The 21615-nt window shown below is 37.5% G+C and carries 8 protein-coding genes; 7 read left to right on the top strand and 1 reads right to left on the bottom strand.

The window, feature by feature from the left end; genetic code table 11:
• The first annotated feature begins 691 nt into the window (after positions 1-691).
• The 3 genes from K9M53_RS12030 to K9M53_RS12020 all read left to right on the top strand — a co-directional run bounded on the left by K9M53_RS12030 (position 692) and on the right by K9M53_RS12020 (position 3700).
• Complete coding sequence (locus K9M53_RS12030; RefSeq protein ID WP_224015187.1) at positions 692-1594, top strand: carboxypeptidase-like regulatory domain-containing protein; 903 nt, start codon at positions 692-694, stop codon at positions 1592-1594.
• A 131-nt stretch (positions 1595-1725) separates the two neighbouring features.
• Positions 1726-2859, top strand: a complete 1134-nt coding sequence (locus tag K9M53_RS12025; RefSeq protein WP_224015185.1) for a hypothetical protein — start codon at positions 1726-1728, stop codon at positions 2857-2859.
• 40 nt (positions 2860-2899) lie between these two features.
• Entirely contained in the window at positions 2900-3700 is an 801-nt protein-coding gene (locus tag K9M53_RS12020) for a hypothetical protein (RefSeq protein WP_224015183.1), read from the top strand.
• Positions 3701-3814: 114 nt separating this feature from the next.
• Here K9M53_RS12020 and K9M53_RS12015 read toward each other — a convergent pair whose 3' ends face one another.
• The gene (locus tag K9M53_RS12015) at positions 3815-5710 is read right to left on the bottom strand and encodes a hypothetical protein (protein ID WP_224015181.1); all 1896 of its coding nucleotides are present in this window, start codon (positions 5708-5710) and stop codon (positions 3815-3817) included.
• A 380-nt stretch (positions 5711-6090) separates the two neighbouring features.
• On the opposite strand from K9M53_RS12015, the gene K9M53_RS12010 reads away from it, so the two are divergent.
• The 4 genes from K9M53_RS12010 (at position 6091) to K9M53_RS11995 (ending at position 21419) form a co-directional block, all read left to right on the top strand.
• Entirely contained in the window at positions 6091-11769 is a 5679-nt protein-coding gene (locus tag K9M53_RS12010; protein WP_224015179.1) for a T9SS type A sorting domain-containing protein, read from the top strand.
• Between the two features lie 15 nt (positions 11770-11784).
• Entirely contained in the window at positions 11785-12045 is a 261-nt protein-coding gene (locus K9M53_RS12005) for a hypothetical protein (protein ID WP_224015177.1), read from the top strand.
• Between the two features lie 498 nt (positions 12046-12543).
• Positions 12544-16752 carry a YDG domain-containing protein gene (locus K9M53_RS12000; RefSeq protein ID WP_224015175.1) on the top strand — a complete coding sequence of 1403 codons (4209 nt, stop codon included), beginning with the start codon at positions 12544-12546 and terminating at the stop codon, positions 16750-16752.
• A 71-nt stretch (positions 16753-16823) separates the two neighbouring features.
• The gene (locus K9M53_RS11995) at positions 16824-21419 is read left to right on the top strand and encodes a beta strand repeat-containing protein (RefSeq protein WP_224015172.1); all 4596 of its coding nucleotides are present in this window, start codon (positions 16824-16826) and stop codon (positions 21417-21419) included.
• The last annotated feature ends 196 nt before the right edge of the window (positions 21420-21615 follow it).

Below are 21615 nucleotides of genomic sequence, written 5' to 3'. Positions count from 1 at the left end.
ATTATTTATCACACAAAATTGTTGCTGATAGCTTTGTATCCAGTATTTTTTTGAGTCAAACTGAATTACTACTATCAACATCTTTGTGTCACTCACTTGTACTGTTAGATTTTCAAGCAGCATTTTTTGGTGCAATGCAGGTTTCAGAAATCACAGGTATGGGTATCACGTGGGATAATCGAGGCGCAAACATAAAAGAGCTATGTAAACAAAATGCTAAGGAATTGTTACCAAAAAAGATTTTGATACTAAGTAAGCGTCCCTAAAAGGGTTTAAGATATTAATTATATTTTTAAGAGATCAGTGCGAAAATCCAATAAACAACAATGATTTGCACCAAAACAACCGCTCATTACGTTTCAACAAATGCCGCTTGCGTTGAAGCAACTGTTACTTACTGTAAAACAGTAGTAGTTTATATGAACGCATGATCAACTAACAAAAAACACGTAGTATTTACAATACTGTAAATATCCTCTACAGCAAAACAATCGTTAATCAGAATCTTGTAAAGAGTGCTTGTACTCAAACAATCGCCATCTTCATTGTAGTAAAAACCATCTCCACCAAAGCAATTAAAATTTAATTATCAAACATCAACTTCTTTTACGCAGCAACCTGCAACTGCATTAAAGAAAACCAGTCTTTTATAGTTACAAACCTTATCAAATAACTTCAAAAAAAATTCGTCATGGAAGCACGCCAGGAGACAAAACTCAACATGTATCACTCCGTACAAAAAATTTGCGATGATAATGCTAATGTCATCACTACTAACCCGGCTTTTCAAACAGTGTATAACAGCTACAAAGCAAACATTAGCGCATTGATAACCGCGATTTCACTAGAGAGTGAAGTAATAACGGGTATTACTATTGATAAAACAGAAGCAAAGAAAGCCCTTTGTCGAAATGCGACGGATGTAGGCGCCATTATATTTGCTTTTGCGTCAGCCAACAATAATAATACATTAAAGCAGTCGGTTAATTTTAGCTATACTGATCTATTCCGTTTAAAAGACGAACTGGTAGCGCCCACTATACAAAACATTTACAAAGCAGCTAATGATAATGCGGCTTCATTAACCGACTATGGAATTACTGCAGCAATGTTAACTACCTTTCAATCGGCGATAGATGCGTATAACAATTCAATTGCAAAACCCCGTACAGCAAAAGCAATAAAAGGAACACATACGCAGAACATAAAAGAATTAATTAAGATCATAGATAACCAGCTAAAAGAGCAGTTGGATAAATTGATTGTAAACTTCAGATCATCCAATTCTGATTTTGTTTCGGCTTATACCAATGCAAGAATAATTTTAGATCCTGCACATTCGGCCACTCAAATAAAAGGTACTGTAACAGATGCTGACACAAAACAACCTGTTGCGGGCGTAACAGTACAATTGATGGGCAATATTATACAGTGTATAACAGATGCACAAGGCAATTTTAGTTTAAAGCCGGTAATACATGGCACACATTCTGTAACAATATCCGGCAATGGATACCAGTCAACAACAGTGAATAATATTAAAGTAAAATTAGGACAGGCAGTGACAGTGAATGCAACAATTAAATCAAGTTGATCAAGTAACAAGTAGTAAAAAATAAAAGGGTTGTGTATACACAAACCCTTTTATTTTTAGGAGCAAAACATGCTGATTACTTAACAATAAAACTTCTCAAAAAAACTACTTTTGCGAATTACGATAACAATATGGATAAAAATTCTGCAACATCCGGCGTTTTGCAAACTCAAAATAGGTTTGAGTTTGGTATTGGATCAATATCGCTATTTGCACTGTTGGTAATGGTTTTTATAATGGGGCTTGTAAAGATATACAGTTTCGATCTTGGCTTTCATTTGAAGTCTGCAGAGTGGATGCTGCACAACAAAAAATTTATTTACACGGATGCTTTTAGCTACGGTTCCGATGGACATGCAAATTATGATATGCAATGGTTGTATCAATTGCTGGTGTTTTTTCTGTATAAAATGGGGCAGCCTGTTTTGGTTATTGTAAACGCATTGTTAATTACTTTTTCCATTGCTTTAACCTGGTTTCGATTTTCAAAATATTCAACCACTGTTCCCGCATACATTAAAGCATGTCTTTTTGCTCTTATGGCTTTATTTTTTGTGCAACCGCTTACATTTGAAATAAGACCTCATGTTTTTTCATGGATATATTTGAACCTTATAATGCTGGTGCTTGAATCGTATAAAAAAGGCAAATACAAATCCATTTTTTTTCTACCTGTAATAATGTTGTTTTGGGTAAATACACATAGTCTTTCTATTCTGGGTTTGGTAACTATAGGTATTTACAATGTTGGACTTTATTTTGAAAATAAACAAATTGAAAAAAGGCTTTTATTATTCTCCGGTTTCGCACTAGGGGCTTTTCTTATAAACCCGTATTTTGTTGACGGATTACTTTTTCCTTTTAAACAGTTTGGACTTATATCAGGCAATGGATTGACGAAGTCTTACATTGGGGAATTTCACTCACCTTTTTCTATAAAGGAAATAGAGGCATTGGGCAAGTATTATTTTACAAATCCATTATTACTTATTCATCTTTCTGCCATAATTGTTATTGTTTGCCTTTTACGTTCAATAATACAAAAAAAATATACTGATACATTGTTGATGGCGGCTTACCTTTTTATTCTAAACCTGGGTATAAAAAATTACGGTTACTATTTAATGGTATGTTTACCCTTAACTACCCGCTACATAACAAATTGGCTGGAGCTGCGATTAATAGCTAAGCAAAAAATAAAAACATCATCATCACAAAAGAAAAAAAAACAACCAGGAAAGTACGCTTACAACAGTAAATTTTAATAAAAACACTTATCGCGGAATAATGATTGCAACTGTTTTTATGGCTATCATTATTAGCATTACAAGTATTACTGATGGCTATGCTATTTTTAGAAATTCACCGTATCGATTTGGGCTTAATGAAGATAAAGATCAACTACCTGTTGAAGCCACTGCATTCCTTGTAAAAAATAATATTAAAGGGAAGATATTGAATCATCTGAATTTTGGTGGTTACCTTATGGCAAAGGCAAATACTAAAGTTTTTATTGACGGACGTCTTGAACTTATTGACGACGATTTTTTCAGTAATTACTATTCAAGTGTAATGGAGGAGAACGGCATAAAAAAACTACTAGACGACTTTGACCCGGATATTGTGATGTTTCCCTATATAGAAGAGCCCGGGTGGTGGAATTATTTTCTTTCTTATAAAGCTGCATCAGGATATAAGCCTGTTTATTTTGATGGACTGTCTGCTATCTATCTTAAAGTATCAGTGTTCCCTCAAGTTCCGGAATTAACAGCAACAGGCGTGTTGAAAGGCCTTGATGAGAATGTGATTAAAAGAATCGATTCGCTGGTGGACAGCCCTAACAAACCGGATGGTATAACCGTGTGGTTACAAAGTGGCTGGAAAAAACAGGTAATGTCCATAGCAGATATAAGGAAAGCTGCCTTCTGTTTTGCTAATGGTTTTGATTCGGCGGCATTAATATATTCTGTAAAGGGAATAGAAAGATCTACAGTGCATACACCTGATATTTATAGAAACCTTTCTGTTTATTATAAGGGAAAGCAACTATTGAATAAAGCACAATTATGCGAGGATAAAATACAAAACGAATACTTTGATAATTAAATCATTTATTCCGTTTATATCTACGATTATAATTTCTGTGTCTTCAACTATGCCATGAATAATTTTTCTATCCAAGTTTGTGTTTTGTGTTGCAAGATCATTTAATGCGGGGCGTTATTTAAACAGCATTGGTTCTACATCAATACCCATTTCTTTAGCTTTTTGCGCATAGATGTGCATAGAATCCGGCTGATTTAAAAAGTGAAAAAACCTGGACTTTACATGGTAATACTCAGCATTGGTACTATTTAAAGAAATGGCTTTATTAATACCGTTCAATCCTTCTGAAAATTTATTCATATTCCCTGCACAAATAGCATATATGTAATACATTACAGCATTGGTAGTATCCATTTTGGTATACTGCGCATAATCTTCCCAAGCAAGTGCATAATTATTTTGAAGATAGTAACACCATCCTCTATTTGCGTACGCTTCATTTAATCCCGGCGATAAGGCGATTGCTTTATTAAAATCAACAATAGCTTCGTTGTTTGAGTTTAAAATAGTGTAAGACACACCATGTGCATTTAATATTTTTGCTGTAGTAAAACTGTCTGTGGCGCCATTAAGGGAATCTTTTATTCTTGCTGTTTCTATATTTTGGAATGCCAGTTGTTTTATTTGCGGATCATTTGCATTCACAAAAGGATCCTTCCATTTGTTTTGTGCAATGTCCTGGTAATATAATCCTAGCCCCAAATAATTATAATAATCATCTTTGTTTTCACTTATGTTATATTTCCAAAAAGAAACAGTGTTTTGCCAAACACTTCCCTGGCGATACGTTATAAACAATAGCAAGAGTATGTAAGCAGTCAGCAGTATTTTTTTATTCTTATACTTCCATTGCAGGTAGGCGGGTATTACTATTAATATAAGACCTATATAAGCAATATAGGTAAACCGCCCTGTCATATACCCTGCACCATCGAAAGGAATATTGAACATGAGCATCACATTTACTGTAAACAAGGCGAACCCTGTAAGTATAACTATATTTTTTCTTGCCATCCATATAACTGCTGCCAATGTTAAGGGGACTATTGCCAAACATAAATAGGCAATAACCGGAAATTGTTGCGGAAAAGGATAATAAGCTAATTGATATGGATAGATAAACTTAACGATGTAAGAGGCATATGTATAACAGGCTACTGCCAATTTTTGTATAAACGTATATGGTATCACTGCTTCCCATGTTCCTGTAACATGATAAGTGTGTGTAAAAGATACGGTGATAACCCCTGTCATAATTGAAAAGAACCACCATGGTAATTTTTCAAGTAAGAGTAACCTAGGTGTACGCCAATGTTCCCGTTTAAAATAAAAGTCTATTGCTATCATACAGAGCGGTAGTGTTACTGCCTGTGTTTTAGATAAGTAAGAGAATAAAGAAAAGAATATTGTAAGTAAGTACCATTTTGTTTTGCTTTTATCTACCCTGATGTATTGAATGTAAGTAAGCAACGACAATAAAAAAAAGAATCCATATAACAGATCTTTACGTTCTGTAACCCATGAAACGGAGTCTACCTTCATAGGATTGATGCCCCATAGGAGCGCACCTATGAAAGAACCCCATTTATTTATATTCATCTTTTTAAGAATAAAAAATACCAATACTGCACAGCCAATATGTAACAGCACATTATCCAGGTGAAATATAAATGGAGAAGCATAAGGATCGGGAGCGAAAAAAAATATTTCTACTGCATACGAAAGAATGACCAACGGAATAAACGTTCCTCCAAACTCATTTGTAAAAATATGCCACACTGCATTCCAGCTCCATTTTGTACTAAACACTTTCAACGTTTTATTATCGAGTAATAAAATGGGATCATCAAGGTTAATATAGTAAGCAGAAAGAGAAGGAGAAAAAGCAACAAACAGCACTATTACTAAAACAGTAAGTAACACCCATTGCCTGGGTTCGTTTGCAGCAGTTAGTTGCGCAACATTAGCAGCAGGCAGTTTTGTTGCCTTGTTTTTTTTACTCTTTGGCATAAGTGAAATTCTAAATGCGGATAAAGAAAGTTAAAAACTATTTAACTGCAAAGCAGTCCTCTTTATGTTTATAAAATTTTTTTTTGTGTCCTGTCTTCTACTATCATCTTTCTTATTAAAAATGTAAGAATTATCGACTTATACTGATTATTTAGATGTGATACGTAACAATTATGTAAAGATTAAGTAATCTTGATTTGTATCAAGTTTATTTCTCAAAACCTACTTTTACATCGCAATTCCAAAATTCCTGTTAAAAGTCTCATCGCACACTTTTACGTTACTGCCATCATCTATTTAAGTATCCACTGAAGCCGTTATATCCCAAAGATTCACATCGAATTATAATTAAATCATTCTGGCTTAAACAAATTATGCTTATGAAACATTTATGCGCTTCACACTTTAAAAATCTGTTACCAAAACTTTTGGTACTGCTGTTTCTTTTTGCAGCAGTTAATTCCGTATCGGCTCAAACACCCACTGCTTTTACTATTACTTTTACCGGCTTAACCGGTAATATTGCTGCTTCTGGTGTACCTGCTGGGGTAACTGTTTCCCAGTACAATGGAGTTGTTGCATCTTGTGTTACAGCAGGTAACGGAGCTAATACTTCTTATTCTTGTACTATTACACCACAAACCGGTTATACGGTTAAAGTTACCTCTGTAGGAGGTGCAGCCTATGCCAGTAATGCCGGTTCAAGAAATTTCTCATTTACATTAAGTGGTACTACAGGCGGGCCTTATACCAGTGCCGTTACCGGTATTGGAAGTTCCAGTAATTGTGGAGGGAATGTAACATTAACTGCTTTATCTGTTCCCACTTCTCCTAGTGATGGACAAACTATACCTGCAGGAGGAGCTACCATAACAGTAAATCGTGCGCCAGGCGCCGGTTCAGGAGGTGGTTATAGTTATACAAGATCTTTAACTATTAGTGGAACTGTTACTGCACCACCTGCAGGTTCTATGTCAGCAGGTACACTTAGCGGAGCATTAACTACTACTTATGGTGCTATATCAACAGTTCGTACGGCAACTGTTACAGGCTCTAATTTAGGAACCAACACAATTACAGCTACAGCACCTAGTACTAATTTTGAAGTTTCTTCAAATGGTACAACCTTTGGTAATACCGCAGTATTTACGCCATCATCTGGCTCAGTAAGCGGTACATTAAGTGTTCGGTTAAAGGCTACTGCACCGGTTTCGGGTAGCTATAATTCGCAAAATATCGCTTTAACAAGTACAGGACTAACTACTGTAAATATAAGCACAGGTACAGGAAACGGGGTAACAGCTGCACCTATAACAATTACGGCTAAGGATACTGTAAAACCACAAGGTAATACATTGACCAATGGCGTGAACGCTTTCTTTACAACAAGCGGAACTCAAAATGGAGAAACTATTACAGGCGTAACAATGACTTATGGTACAGGCGCTGCCGCAGGTGATGCACCCGGCACTTATACAAATTCAGTTACACCATCCGCTCCCATTACAGGTACAGCAACTATTGGTAACTATAATCCAACTTATGTAAAAGGTAGTATTACAGTAACAGCAGTTTCTTCTCCAGTATTATCAATAAGCTCACCTATAACAACTTTTGGCAATCAATGTATAAATGGCAATTATCCAGCTTCATTTACGATAAGTGGTACAAACCTTACAACAGATAATGTAACTGTTGCAGCTTTAAATGGATATAGCTATTCAATAGATGGATCAAACTATTTTCCTTCATTATCAATTTCGCAACCCGGCGGTACTTTTAGCCAGGTAGTGTCGGTATCATTTAATCCTACTGCAGCACAATCATATTCAGGTAATATAGTTGTTGCCGGTGGTGGGTTTTCAGGTAATGTAACAGTAACTCCCGGAGGCGTTGGTGTAAATACAGTACCTGCTTTAACTACAGTAAGCAGTGGAACTGTTACTGTTAACAGTGTTGCTAACTTAGCGGGTGCCTTTACTTCAAACGGTTGTAGCAGTGTTACGTCTTATGGTATTGAATATAGTACAGACCAGAATTTTGTTAGCCCTGCAGGTACAAAAGTAGCAGCAACTAACAGAAGTGGAAATAATTTTTCTGTGCCATCAATTACGGGCTTAAACCCAAGTACAACCTATTATTACAGAGCATACGGAATTAATGGAGGAGGTACGGGTTCTGCAACTGCGTTAAGTTTTACAACTTCTGCAATGAGTGTGCCGGTAGCTACAGCTGCAACAGCTATAGGAGCTAATGGATTTACTGCTAACTGGAATGCAGTTACAGGAGCAGCAAGCTATAGTTTGGATGTTTATACAAAAACAGGAAGTGTTATTAACACGGTGCTTAGTGAAAATTTTAGTGGATTTAGCGGAGGTACTGCGAATACCGGTGGTTCCAGTGCAGGTGAGAGTACTGATAGATCTGGCACTTTAAATTCTTTTACTCAAACACCAGGATGGTCAGGTGTTAAGGTTTTTCAGGCAGCAGGTGCAACCAAAATGGGGACAGGTTCCGCAGTAGGTAGCATAACTACTCCAAGTATTAATTTGTCAGCAAATGGAGGTGCATTTAACCTTACTTTTGATGCAGTAGCTTGGAGCGGTGATAATGCACAGTTGAATATCCAAGTAAATGGTACTACAGTTACTACCGCAAGTATGAATACTGATCAAACCACCTGGAAAACTTTTTCAATTCCTCTTACAGGAGGTACAGCTGCAACAACAATAACCTTCCTAGGAAATTCGTCAAGTAAAGGACGTTTTTTCCTTGATAATCTTTCAATTCAACAGGGAACTGGTATAACAAATTCTCCTATAACCGGCTCTCCATTCTCAATTACAGCACCAACTGTTTCAAAAGTTACAACCGGTTTAACAGCAGGTACAACTTATTATTATGCAGTTCGTGCAGTAAATGGTGCTAGTACTACTGCTACTTCTAACGAAATATCAGTACAAACAGTTTGTCCAACAGCAACTTTTAGCTACAGCGGAACGCCTTATTGTAGCACTTCAGGTACTGCTTCAGTAACAGCGACATCAGTTCCCGCTGGTGGTACGTATGTTTCTACTACAGGCTTAAGTATTAATGCTACAAGTGGTGCAGTTAATTTAGGTGCAAGTACAGCAGGCACTTATACAGTAAATTATCAAGTAACAGGTTGCGGAACAATAGGCAGCACAACTATTGTTGTAACAGCAGCACGTTCAGCAACTATTAATTATGCTAATGCTTCTTATTGCGGAAGTGATGCTACTGTTATTAATGTAACACGTACTGGAACAACAGGCGGTACTTTTTCATCGGTACCAACCGGTTTAAGTTTAAGTGCGGCAGGTGCTATTACACCTTCTGCCAGTACAGCTAATTCATATGTGGTGCATTATCAAATAGCCGCTGGTGGCGGTTGTGCAGCAGTGGATGCTACTGATAATGTTACTATAGTTGGTGCAATTACTGCAGATGCAGGTACTGATCAGACAGTATGTGATAATGGAGGTGCTAATAACGTGCAATTAGCTGCACAGTTACCTTCAGGTGCAAATGGTGTATGGTCAATAATAGGTGCGCCTAATCCTGATAACTTAGCTACTGCAGGACAATTCTCGAGTTCAACATCTCCTGGAAGTCCAACAACAGATAAAGCTGCTAAATTCATTCCTGCGCAAGGACAAGGTACTTATACTTTACAATGGACAGTTACTAAAACTCCTTGTGTTTCTCAAGCAACTGTTAATATAATTATATCAGGAAAGACATGGACAGGTGCTGTAAGCTCAGTATGGGATAATGCAGCTAACTGGACATGCGGCGTACCGACCGATGGTAATGATTTCAAAATTCCAAATACAGCAGTAAATATGCCTGTATTGAACAAAGATGTGGTAGTAGGAAATTTGACGATAGAAAACAATGTTGTACTTGATCTTGGTGATCATAAACTAACGGTAAACGGTACACTATCCAATAATAATACTGATGAAAATGACGGCACGTCTGTTACCTTAAAAGGTTCATCAAGTTCGGCTTTGGATATTGCATCAGTTGGGTTAGCTGGAACAGTAAAATTTGCTCCGGGTGCTGAGCTGCTTAAATACCTTTCGTTAGAGAGTGGAACCACTGCAGTAATGGGTACTAAATTGAAAATAGCACCGGGTAATAATTTATCATCAGGTACTGTTTCTTTAGCAGCGGGATCTTCTTTATATACAACGGATAGTTTGATCCTTGCGTCTGATATAAATGGTACTGCAAGGGTAGGAACGATGGACGGAAGTATTATTGATATCAATTCTAATAATCCGGCTAATGTAACAGTTGAGCGTTATATACCTGCAAATGCGCAACGTTCATGGAGATTATTATCTATTCCAACGCAAACAACGCAAACGGTACACGATGCATTGCAGGAAGGTGAAGCAACAGGCTCTACAACACCTGCAGGATATGGTACTATTATCACAAGCAATCTTTCTGATTGGGCAGATCGTGGATTTGATTATCAAACACCATCTGCATCTATGCTTACTTACGACCAGGTTACTAATAAATGGAATGATGTGGATGCTACCAATGGTCCGTTAATTGGTACGGTAGCAGCAACCTCTGGCTACTTCTTATATATCAGAGGTGATAGACGTCAAACACCTAACGCAGGCAATAGCGGGCCAACCAGTGCTACTACCTTGCGTACAACAGGTCCATTATATGTAGGCGAGCAAAACCCAATATCTACGCCAGCTGGCAAGTTTGGATTAATAGGCAACGTGTATGCATCTGCAATTGATTTTACACAGCTTTCAAAAGGAGAGGGAATTGATCATAAGTTTTATGTGTGGGATCCTAAGTTAATTAATACGCCGCCTTACATGGGAGCTTATCAAGTATTCAGTGAGTCTAACAATTATGAGCCAATAATACCGGGTGGTAGCTATTCTTCTGCGAATACTATAATACAGTCAGGTCAGGCATTCTTTATCCATGCTACCAGCGATGACGATAATCTTATCACATTAACCGAAAGTGCTAAAACAGACGGTAGTGCAATGGTGTTCAGACCTACAGGAAATACTGTAGTAAGATTAAAAACAAATCTATATACAGTATCAGGCACTACACAAAACCTGGCAGATGCAAATGCTGTAGTATTCAACAGTGATTATTCTGACGCTATTGATGGAAACGATGCTCAAAAATTAAGTAATACACTACAAAACTTTGTGATCCTTCGTAACGGTTCTAAGTTAATATTGGAAGCGAGACAACCGGTTACTGCAACCGATACTATATTCTATAACATGTGGAATATGGCGCAGGGACAATATCAATTGCAATTTGTTCCGACAGGATTGAACGGTGTTGCCGCTTACTTAAAAGATAGTTACTTAAATACTTCCACTAAGGTAGATCTTACAAACGGCGGTTCAGTAAGCTTCACGGTTGATGCAAATGCAGGTTCAGTCGCTTCTAATCGTTTCAGCCTTGTGTTAAATGCACCTACTATTGTTCCGGTAACATTTGCCGGCATTAAAGCATCGCCTTTAAATAAAGCAGTACAGGTAGAATGGAAGGTATCGGAAGAAACAGGAATTACAGGATACGAGGTAGAACATTCTGCTGATGGCATCAATTTTACAAACGGTGCTTATGTGCCTGCAAAAGGTATGGCAAGTAATTATAGCTGGATAGATGAAGATGCAGTGGAAGGAGCCAATTACTATCGCGTTAAAAGTATTGCATCGTCGGGCGATATAAAATACAGCAGCATTGTAAATGCTACGTTGACTGAAGCAAACAGCTTCGTAAAAGTATATCCTAACCCTGTTACTGATGGAAAAATACAGTTGCATTTAACCAATCAGCCGGCAGGAAAATATTTGATCAGGGTTTTAAATACCAACGGACAGGAATTATATAATTCAGAGATAGATCATGCCGGTGGAAGTGTGGTTAAAACAATAAATGTGAAAGCTATCTATCCTCAAGGGGTTTATAAGTTGCAGGTGGTATCGCCTTCAAAAAATGTGTTTATCCAAAAAATATTTGTAAAATAAAAACTCAAGATTAAAATGAAAAATCATTCTGTAAAAAAGTGGTTTGTTCGCAATGTGGCTACAGTAAGTATGTTGGTATTGCCTGTGCTGACGTTTGCGCAAGATGACAATCCCGGGTCACCAACATCACCTAATCCGGATCAGAATAATCCATTAGCAGTACCTTTTGACAGCAATATGACATGTATGTTCCTTTTAATAGCAGCATTTTTTGCATTCATCGTTATTAAAAAGGTAAAACAAAAAAAGTCAGAAGCAGCTGTTAACAGCAAATAATATTGTTCGTAAATAAAAAAATGTAAAGCAGTTTGGCAAGCAATTGCCGGACTGCTTTTTGTGTTACCTAAAAAGAGTAGTAAACAACTTACGGTAAGTAATACACGAATAATTCACACCCGATCTTAAAATCTTCCACAGTGTTATTTGTTCACATTGAGGTAACGATTCCTTAACAGTGCCATGATAATTTTGCGCTGAATCTAAATCTATTGAATCCCCTCTCTCAATACCTCTTATCCCTTTGAATAGCCCTGCTTAGTGCTGTAATTATTGCTTGATGTACATATGAAACAGTTATTTGCCTGCATTTAGTAATGTAACCTGTAAAATTTCAACTATGAAGTGCATTGCTACTTTACTATTTGCTCTTTGGACATTATTTATAATAATGAAAATAGAAAGAGAATTGCCTGTTATGTAAGTATGTAAAAGGTAAATGCAACAGATGGCTGTATCTATATTAACACAAGACAAAAATTATCGTTTGGACTTACTATGAAACAATTATCCCTTTCAAGATTTAATGGAGTTTTAAAATTTTTATTCGTTGTAATAACATTTACATCTGTGCAAAAAACTTATGCCACAGCTACGACACTTGCTCCGGGCGATATTGCATTGCTTGGAATAAATGCAGATAACCCTGATAAGTTTTCTGTTATCCTGTTAAAAGATATAGGATCCGGTACCGTTATAAATTTTACTGATAATGGATTTACAAGCGCTACAGCAGGACGCAGTAATGAGAACTATTTAATTTATACTGCTCCTTCAGATCTTAAAGCAGGAACTATTTTATCGTGGACAAACGGGATGAGTGTAAGCGGCACAGGATGGAATTCGGGTGCACCAAGCAACTTTTCATTTAATGCAAGCGGAGATCAATTATTTATCTTTCAAGGTACTGCTGATGATTCTCATTGGACAAGCCAATCCGGAATTACTTTATTGTATGGCATAAATTATGGAGCAGCTTTAATAACGAAGAGCAGTGATGCAACGGCATCAACTACTTTTCAACCAAGTACTACTTTATTGCCATCAACCTATTTTCTAAATTTTCCTTCATCTTCTGCAAACGATCTATATTATGCAGCCGGTAGTTCTTCTTCAACGAAGGTTTCTTTTTTTGGTTCTTTGTCAGGCCTGGCAACAGAGCTTACTACTACCTCAAAATTTTTCGCTACTAATTCTGCACTAACATTGCCTGTATATATATTTGCTGTAGGTACTTTAACTGCTGTAAATACTACATATGGCACTGCTTCTGCAACACCAACAAGTTTCCAGGTAACCGGTACCGGTCTTTCAGGTAGTATTTCAATAGCAGCTTCAACCGGGTTTGAATATTCAACTACTTCCGGAGGAACATATTCTTCTACATTAACGCTTTCACAAGCATCAGGAATTGTTAATACTTCTGTATTTGTAAGATTAGCTGCAACAACAGACGTAGGAACCTATTCAGGTAATATCGGGCTTTCAAGTTCAGGCGCTCAATCATTTAATGTAGTACCTGTTTCTAGCACTGTGTCAGCAAAAAGTTTATCCATAACAGCACCTGCTATCGCACAAAAAACATATGATGGTACAACAACAGCAGGAACGGTAACAGCAGGAACCTTATCAAATTTAGTAGGAACACAAACGGTAGGTGTTTCAGCAACAGCCGCGGCATATAGCAGCGCAAATGCAGGAACATATAATAATGTTGTGATCACTTATACATTATCTAACGGAACGAATGGCGGCAAAGCATCCAATTATAGTTTAGCGGCGGGATCCGCTACAGGAGTAATTAAAGCCAGAGATTTATCCATAACGGCACCTGCGATCGCACAAAAACCATATGATGGTACAACAACGGCAGGAGCAGTAACAGCAGGAACGTTGTCAAATTTGGTAGGAACACAAACGGTAGGTGTTTCCGCAACAGCCGCGGCATACAGCAGTGCGAATGCGGGAACATATAACAACGTTGTAATTACTTATACATTATCTAATGGAACAAATGGTGGTAATGCATCCAATTATAATTTAGTAAATGGTACTGCTACAGGAGTTATTGGCGCAAGATCATTAACGATAACTGCAAAAAATATTACTAAAAATTATGGAGATGCATTGTCTGATGGAACGAGTTCAACAGCATTTACTTCAAATAATTTGGTGAGCCCTGAAACGATCGGGTCAGTAACAGTGGCTTATGGTTCAGGGGCAGCAGCAACGGCTGCACCGGGCATTTATAACAATTCAATTACAGTTTCAGCAGCAACGGGTGGAACATTTACAGCAAGCAATTATAATATTGCTTATGCACAAGGAAATATTACTGTATCTATAGCTTCTACGCAATGGAAAACAAGTAATGCTACTACAGATTGGTCTTCTGCAGGCAACTGGACAAATGGTTTGCCTACCCAATATATGTTGGCTGATATTCCTGTGAATGCTTCTCCATATCCGGAACTTACACAAAACACTTCTGTATATAATCTTTCTTTAGGAGGGGCTTCAACTTTAACACTTGGAGCAAATACGCTTACTGTTAATAATAATATAACTGGAACGGGTACACTAAAAGGATCATCGCTTTCCGGTTTACTATTGGCAAACGATCATGTTAATCCATCATTGAATTTTGCTTCCGGTGCTGATACGCTATATAACCTGACATTAAACGACAATGCAACAGCTACTTTGGGAAGCACTTTAAATCTTGCTGCCAGAACAAATGCTACTCCAGCTAAATTAACCGTTGGGAATAGTGCTGTTTTTAACACGCAAGACGGATTGACATTAATATCTAATAATTGCAATACTGCAATGATAGCGCCTGTGCTTGGTGCCATTACCGGTAAAGTAACAGTGCAACGATATTTAAGAAGTGATGAAAATAGTTTTTATGCAACAGGCAATCCTACCACAGGTAGTGCAAAACGAGCATGGAGGTTGATGACAGCGCCAGTGCAAAATAATGGGTCACCTACTATATACGAGTCCTGGCAGGAAGGTGGCTTAATATATTCTGATAATGATGCTTCCACGCATGGCAAAGGAACCATGATCACCGGGCCTAATGCTTCTAATGGATTAGAGTCGGGTGTTAATGGTAGCTATTCGATGAAATTTTTTAATGCTGCTACGCAGAAATTAGAAAATGTTGCTAATACAAATGTGGCTATTTCTCAATCTGCAAATAATGGAAGCGCTGAAAATACAGGTTATTTCATATTCGTACGTGGAGATAGAAATCCGCAAACAGTTAATAATCCTAATTCAGGTACTGCACCTGTTGATAATACTACATTAAGTGTAAAGGGGAATTTGCAAACAGGCAAACAAGAGTTTTCAATTGTACCATCTGCCGACTTTACTTCTCAGAAATATACACTCATAGGCAATCCGTATGCAGCACCTGTTGATCTGAATAAACTTACATTTCAGGGTTATGGGGCAGGTAATATAGATGTATACACCTGGGATCCTTCTATAGGACAGGTAGGAGCATATGTGTTGTTGGAAAATTCAGGTTCAGGTTTTCAAACAAATGCAACAACAGGACAAAATAATTTCATTCAGTCCTCACAGGCATTTTTTGTTTTAGGAACTACCAATCAGTGTTCCGTAATTTTTAATGAGAGCAGCAAAGCAGGAGCGCAAAATAACAATTTGGTCTTTCGTCCGACAGGAGCCCCAACAAATCCGTATATGATCGCAAGATTGTATAAAGTGAATAACGATAATTCAGTGAGTGTGCTGGATTATAATCAAACTTATTTCAATGATGCTTATAGTATAGATCCTGTATTGGGAGAAGATGCTCCTAAGCTGGCAAACATCAATGAAACATTTTCGGTAATGCGTGATAGCGTGGCTTTATTCTCAGACAGAAGACCCCGCTTACGCAACCTGGATACAGTGTTTTTTAAGTTGCTTCGCACAAACGAACAAAAATATCAAATACGTTTTGTTGACAGTTTACCGGATGTTAACGCAGATGCTTACCTGATAGATAAGTATACAGGAGACTCAACTAAAGTGTCTCTTACAGATTCTTCTACTATTGTAAATTTTACAGTGAACAGTGATAGCGCTTCGAAAAGCCCTACCCGCTTCGTCCTGTTCCTTCGCCCGCAAACTACAACGCCGGTACGATTCACTAACGTTAATGCACAACCTGTAATTGATAATGCCATTAAAGTGCAGTGGAATGTTGAAGAGCAATCGGGTATCAAGTACTATGAAGTGGAACGATCAAATGATAATAAAACATTTACTACAGTAGCTACAATAGCTGTTCAAACATCATCAGGAGCATTGCAATACAGTTGGATAGATAACGCGGCGGGAGCAGGCAACAATTATTATCGTATTAAAACTGTTGAAAACAGTGGAACAGAGGCATATAGTAAAATAGCAATGGCATCTATCAATGCCTTGAATGCAGAGATCTCAATTTATCCTAATCCTGTTAAAAACGGACTACTAAACATATCTCTTAAAAATATTTCAGCCGGTAATTATACAATAGCTCTTCGTAATGCGATTGGTCAGGAAATCCTGAGAACAATTATATCACATGACGGAACAAATCAAGTAAAGAATTTACAGGTGAATAAAAAGATTGCGAAAGGCATGTATCAATTAACGGTAGAAGGGCTGAAGAATTCTATAAATACTATCAATGTTGTAGTTGAGTAAGATCAAGTGATCAATTGATTGCTGTTACCCCTATTGAGAAGCAATATTCTGTATTTATAAAAGCATAGAGCATGAAGAATTTTTATTTTAACGGGTCTAAAAAAACAATGCACAGGATCATTATTTTCTTGTGCACTTTGGTATTAGTTGCTATAACTCAAAGCAAGGGGCAGGCAATAGTTACATATGCAACAGGTGGTGGGCAAGCCAATGATCCTTCCAGAACATTTATCGCTGCTAATATCAATACTACTTTAACATCAGCGGCCTTGGTTCGCAACAACGGTGTTAGTGTTAATACAACTGCTTGTACAAACGGAATGTCAAACAATAACTGGACGGCAGCCGGAGGAGGAAACAGTACATTCAATTTTAACTCTACGGGTTATGTATCTTTTACAGTAATACCTAATACAGGGTATCAATTTACAATAAGCAGTATTTCTGCTGTGTTGCGTAACAGTACCACTGGTCCACCTAATTATGACATTTATTATTCTACAGATGGAGGTGGTTCGTGGATAGGTAAAGGAGCTGCTACTAATCCGGCAAATGGATCGGGTTGTCAAACGACTACTACTCCTAATGTTACATGGGCAATTAATCCTGTTATAAACAGTACAAATGGTATAATGATTAGGATATATGGTTGGGGCGCCAGCGGAGCTACGGGTAATTTTCAAATGTTTTACGTGCAATTGAACGGTTCTTCATCTTGCAGTAGTCCGGTTGCACCAACTGTCACTACAACACAACCAAGTTTGTGCGGAGTTTCAACAGGTACGATTACTGTTACCGCTCCTGCAGAAACAGGAATGACATACAGCAAGGATGGTTCTACTTATCAAGCTTCTGCAACTTTTTCTACATTAGCAGCGGCTACTTATAATATTACTGCTAAAAACAGTTGTGGTTCTGTATCGCCTATAACTTCGGTAACTATTAACTCTACGTTACCTACCAATTTAACTAAGATCAGTTTTAAAGCTGTTTTAGCTCCAAAATACATGACTACGGGTGATGCCACACGATTGCCTTATTTCTATAGAGCAACGGTAAGTGGTTTGTGTGCTAATACCACTTATAGATATTTTACACAAGCAGCAAATTCGAGTGATTTCGGAACTGCAAATCCGGGAGCAGGGAATACTATTTTAATAAATCCAACCGGAACTACATTCACTTATACATCCGGTCCGGCATTAACCAGTGCCGGAAATTATGAAACCTTTACGTCGGATGCGAGCGGAAACTATACAGGATGGTTTGGGTTTGTACACACAAGTAATGCAAGATTTGACGGTACAAATCCTGTATATCCAACTATCGTGATAGGAGATAATTCAGGTAATACCAAAGCAAGATTAGCATTGGATTCAAGTATTACAGTTTTAACGTATGGTACTACCGGCGGCTCTACAACCCAATGTACAGGGATCTATGGAAAATGTTTTGAGAATGGAAAAAGCTTTGTTCTTCTTTATAGCGATACAGGAGGTATTACCCGTCCATTAGCAATAACAGGAGTAGAAAATCTACAAATTTCCTCCCCTGATACAAAACTTGTTGCTTATTATAATACAAATGTAGTGGCTAAGTCCAGCATGTGGGGAACGATTATTCCAAACAGCTTGCCAACTGGTGTTCGACGAATTGAATACAGAAGATTTGATGGCAATATTACCTATGCTGTTATGGACGATGATGGAAGCTGGGTTATAAGTGGTGCCGGTACTACAACCAGTACCGTAAATTCCAATGGAGGATCGACAGCTAAGGCGCTTACCTATAACGGAACTTACGATTATATGACGGTATATAATGGAGAAGCTGTAGATAGTACTAGTAAAAGATCTTATCAAAATACTACCTCTATCAATAATCCAAACAATACTGTATTAACATTACAGATATCTAAAAAGCTTACCATTAATCCCGGAGCTAAATTATCAATCGGTCCTAATGCCGCTGAAACAAATATATTATCCTTAACAGGAATTATAACAGGAAAGGGAAAAATAATGGGGTCAACTACGTCTACTGTGAATGTTGGAGGAAGTGCAGGTACAGCCTTGGGTACAATGTATTTTGATCAATCTGTTCCCGGAACTACCAATCAGCTTAAAGCAATTTCTTTAAGCAGAGGTAATTTGTTTAGTACAGCTACTTTAGGAAGCACCTTGCAGGTAACAACATCAGTAGTACTTACTGCCGGTGCATTGGTATTGAGTAATGTAGCTACAGATACATTCAGGTATTCAGGTAGTGCATTTACAAGTTTTGCTACAGGTACTATCACAGGATCTAATACATCCAATATGGAAATTACCGGAATTAATTCCGGCACTATCGGGCCTATATATTTTACAGCTCCTATATTGGCGGGAGATTTAGTAGGTGGTCAGATCTTACGTAATTTTAATGTCGATCGTAACAATGGTGCAAATGTAAAATTGGGCACTAACCTGGAAGTGGATGGCGCATGCACATTGAAGTCGGGAACTTTGGATATTAACGGTAATACATTAACATTATCCGGAACTTACAAAGCGGCGGATGTTTCGGCACCAACAAAAAGAGGTACTATAACGGGTTCTTCTACTTCAAGTTTAGTAGTGGGAATGACAGCAATATCAGTTCCTCTTACTTTTACTTATGATGCTGCCGGTTCAAAAAATTGTTTGAAAACGATTTCAGTTTTTGGAAATGCCTCTTTGGAAAATAATGGTACCAATACATCAAGCCTGAATATTATTGCAGGAACGGCGAGTACACCCGGTACTGTAATAGTGGATAGCGGTGCCGTATTTGCTACGAATGATAGTCTTACATTAAAATCAGATATTAATGGCACGGCACAGGTAGCAGCGAATATTTATGGAACTTCTACTTATATCACCGGTAAAGTAATGATAGAACGTTACATAGATAGTTATCGTGCATGGCGCTTATTAACTGCACCATTGAGCACCCGCGGACAAACCATTAAGCAAGCATGGCAGGAAAACACTACTAATAATGTTACTACGGATCTGTTCAATAATGTTCATGGTTATGGAACTGAGATCACCAATGTGTTGTCAACGGTTCCTTCTGCTACAGGATATGATAAGTCAGCCACAAATAATCCTTCCTTGATGTACATGGATGTGCCTACACAAAAATGGAAAGTGCCCGGCAGAACAGATACAACTGACATGACAACCTTCCCGGGTTATATGATCTTTATAAGAGGAGATAGAAGTGTGTTGGTACAAACACCTCCGGCTAATACATATACTTCTACTATTTTGCGTTCTAAGGGTACCATAAAACAAGGCACACTTTCGCTAACAGTAGGCAATGGCTTTAACGTGATCGGTAATCCTTATCCATCAGAATATATTATGGATAGTTTGATTGCAAGAGATTCTCCAAAAGTTGGGCAGAACTATACTGTTTGGGATCCTAAAGGAGGGCATAATAATGTTGGTTATTATACTTACCTGGCATTCATAAGTCCCGGTTTCTATTCTTCCTGGTCAGTTGCGCCGCAATCAGCTTTTGTAAAAGGCAGAATAGAATCAGGTCAGGCATTTATAATGAATGGAAAATCCGGAACGGCTCATTTTTTAGAGACTGACAAAGCCACCACAAGTGCCATGGTTTTCCGTCCCGTAAATGTCAACGATGTTCAGGAATTCGGTATTCAGTTAAGTGCTGTGAATCCTGATGAGATCGCTGTTGTGGATGGAGCATTGGCGCTTTACGGACCTCAATACAGCGATGGCGTAAATTGGCTGGAAGATGCGCAGAAGATACCAAACCCCGGAGAAAATATTTCCATTATAAGAGATGGTAAAAGCATAGCAATAGACAAGACAACGGAACTAACGGTAACGGACACCATCTATTTAAGTTTAAAAGGAACTTCACAAAAAACATATCAGTTTGCGTTTGGATCTTTGGGTTTATCATCAAAAGGATTTGATGGTATTTTGATCGATAATTTCACAGGTAAAAGATCTCTTATAAGCCTTGATGGAGATACAACCAAAGTTAATTTTACCATTACCTCGGATGCAGCCTCGCAGGCAGTTAATCGTTTTAAAATTGTTTTTGTTATTCCGGATGGAGGCCCATTGCCTGTTACATTTACTGCTATAAAAGCATGGAAACAAAATGCCGCCAATTCTGTTCAGTGGAATGTTGCTAATGAAACGGGGGTAAAACAATATGAAGTGCAAAAATCTACGGACGGGATAAATTTTATAAACGCAGGCGTAGTAAATGCAGGTAATAATAAACAATATACTTGGATAGATAATAATATAACCACTGCACAAACTTATTATCGTATAATAAGCGTTGATGTAAACGGCGCTCAGCATTACAGCACTATTGTAAAAGTAACCGATAATGAAGTGTCAAATATTATTCTTACTTCTAATCCTGTTAAAAATAATATGATACAACTGCAGTTTATTAACAAACCTACAGGTAATTATAAACTGACGGTTTTTAATGCTGTAGGTCAACAAATTGCTGCTACTGTAATTAAAAATTCTGGTAATGTATCCATGCAATCTATGCCTTTACCAAAAGGAATCAGCAAAGGCGTATATGAAATGGAAGTAAAACAAATTAATTCAACGGATAAGATAACCTTCCCCATTCTTATCCAGTAACTTTGTATTCATGCTTTAAGATAAAGGGTTTTGCAGCAATGCGAAACCCTTTTCTTGTCTATATTTAGCGCATATTCGAATTATATTATAATAAATTAAAATACCATATATTGTATTTATTATCAAATATTTAGGAATAATCTATCTCAATAAATGCCTATATTTTTTATATCCTATCCATATAAACAATAATAAA

This window comes from Ferruginibacter albus (genome assembly GCF_020042285.1).
GTDB lineage: Bacteria > Bacteroidota > Bacteroidia > Chitinophagales > Chitinophagaceae > Ferruginibacter > Ferruginibacter albus.
This window is presented reverse-complemented; position numbering and strand designations above follow the sequence as displayed.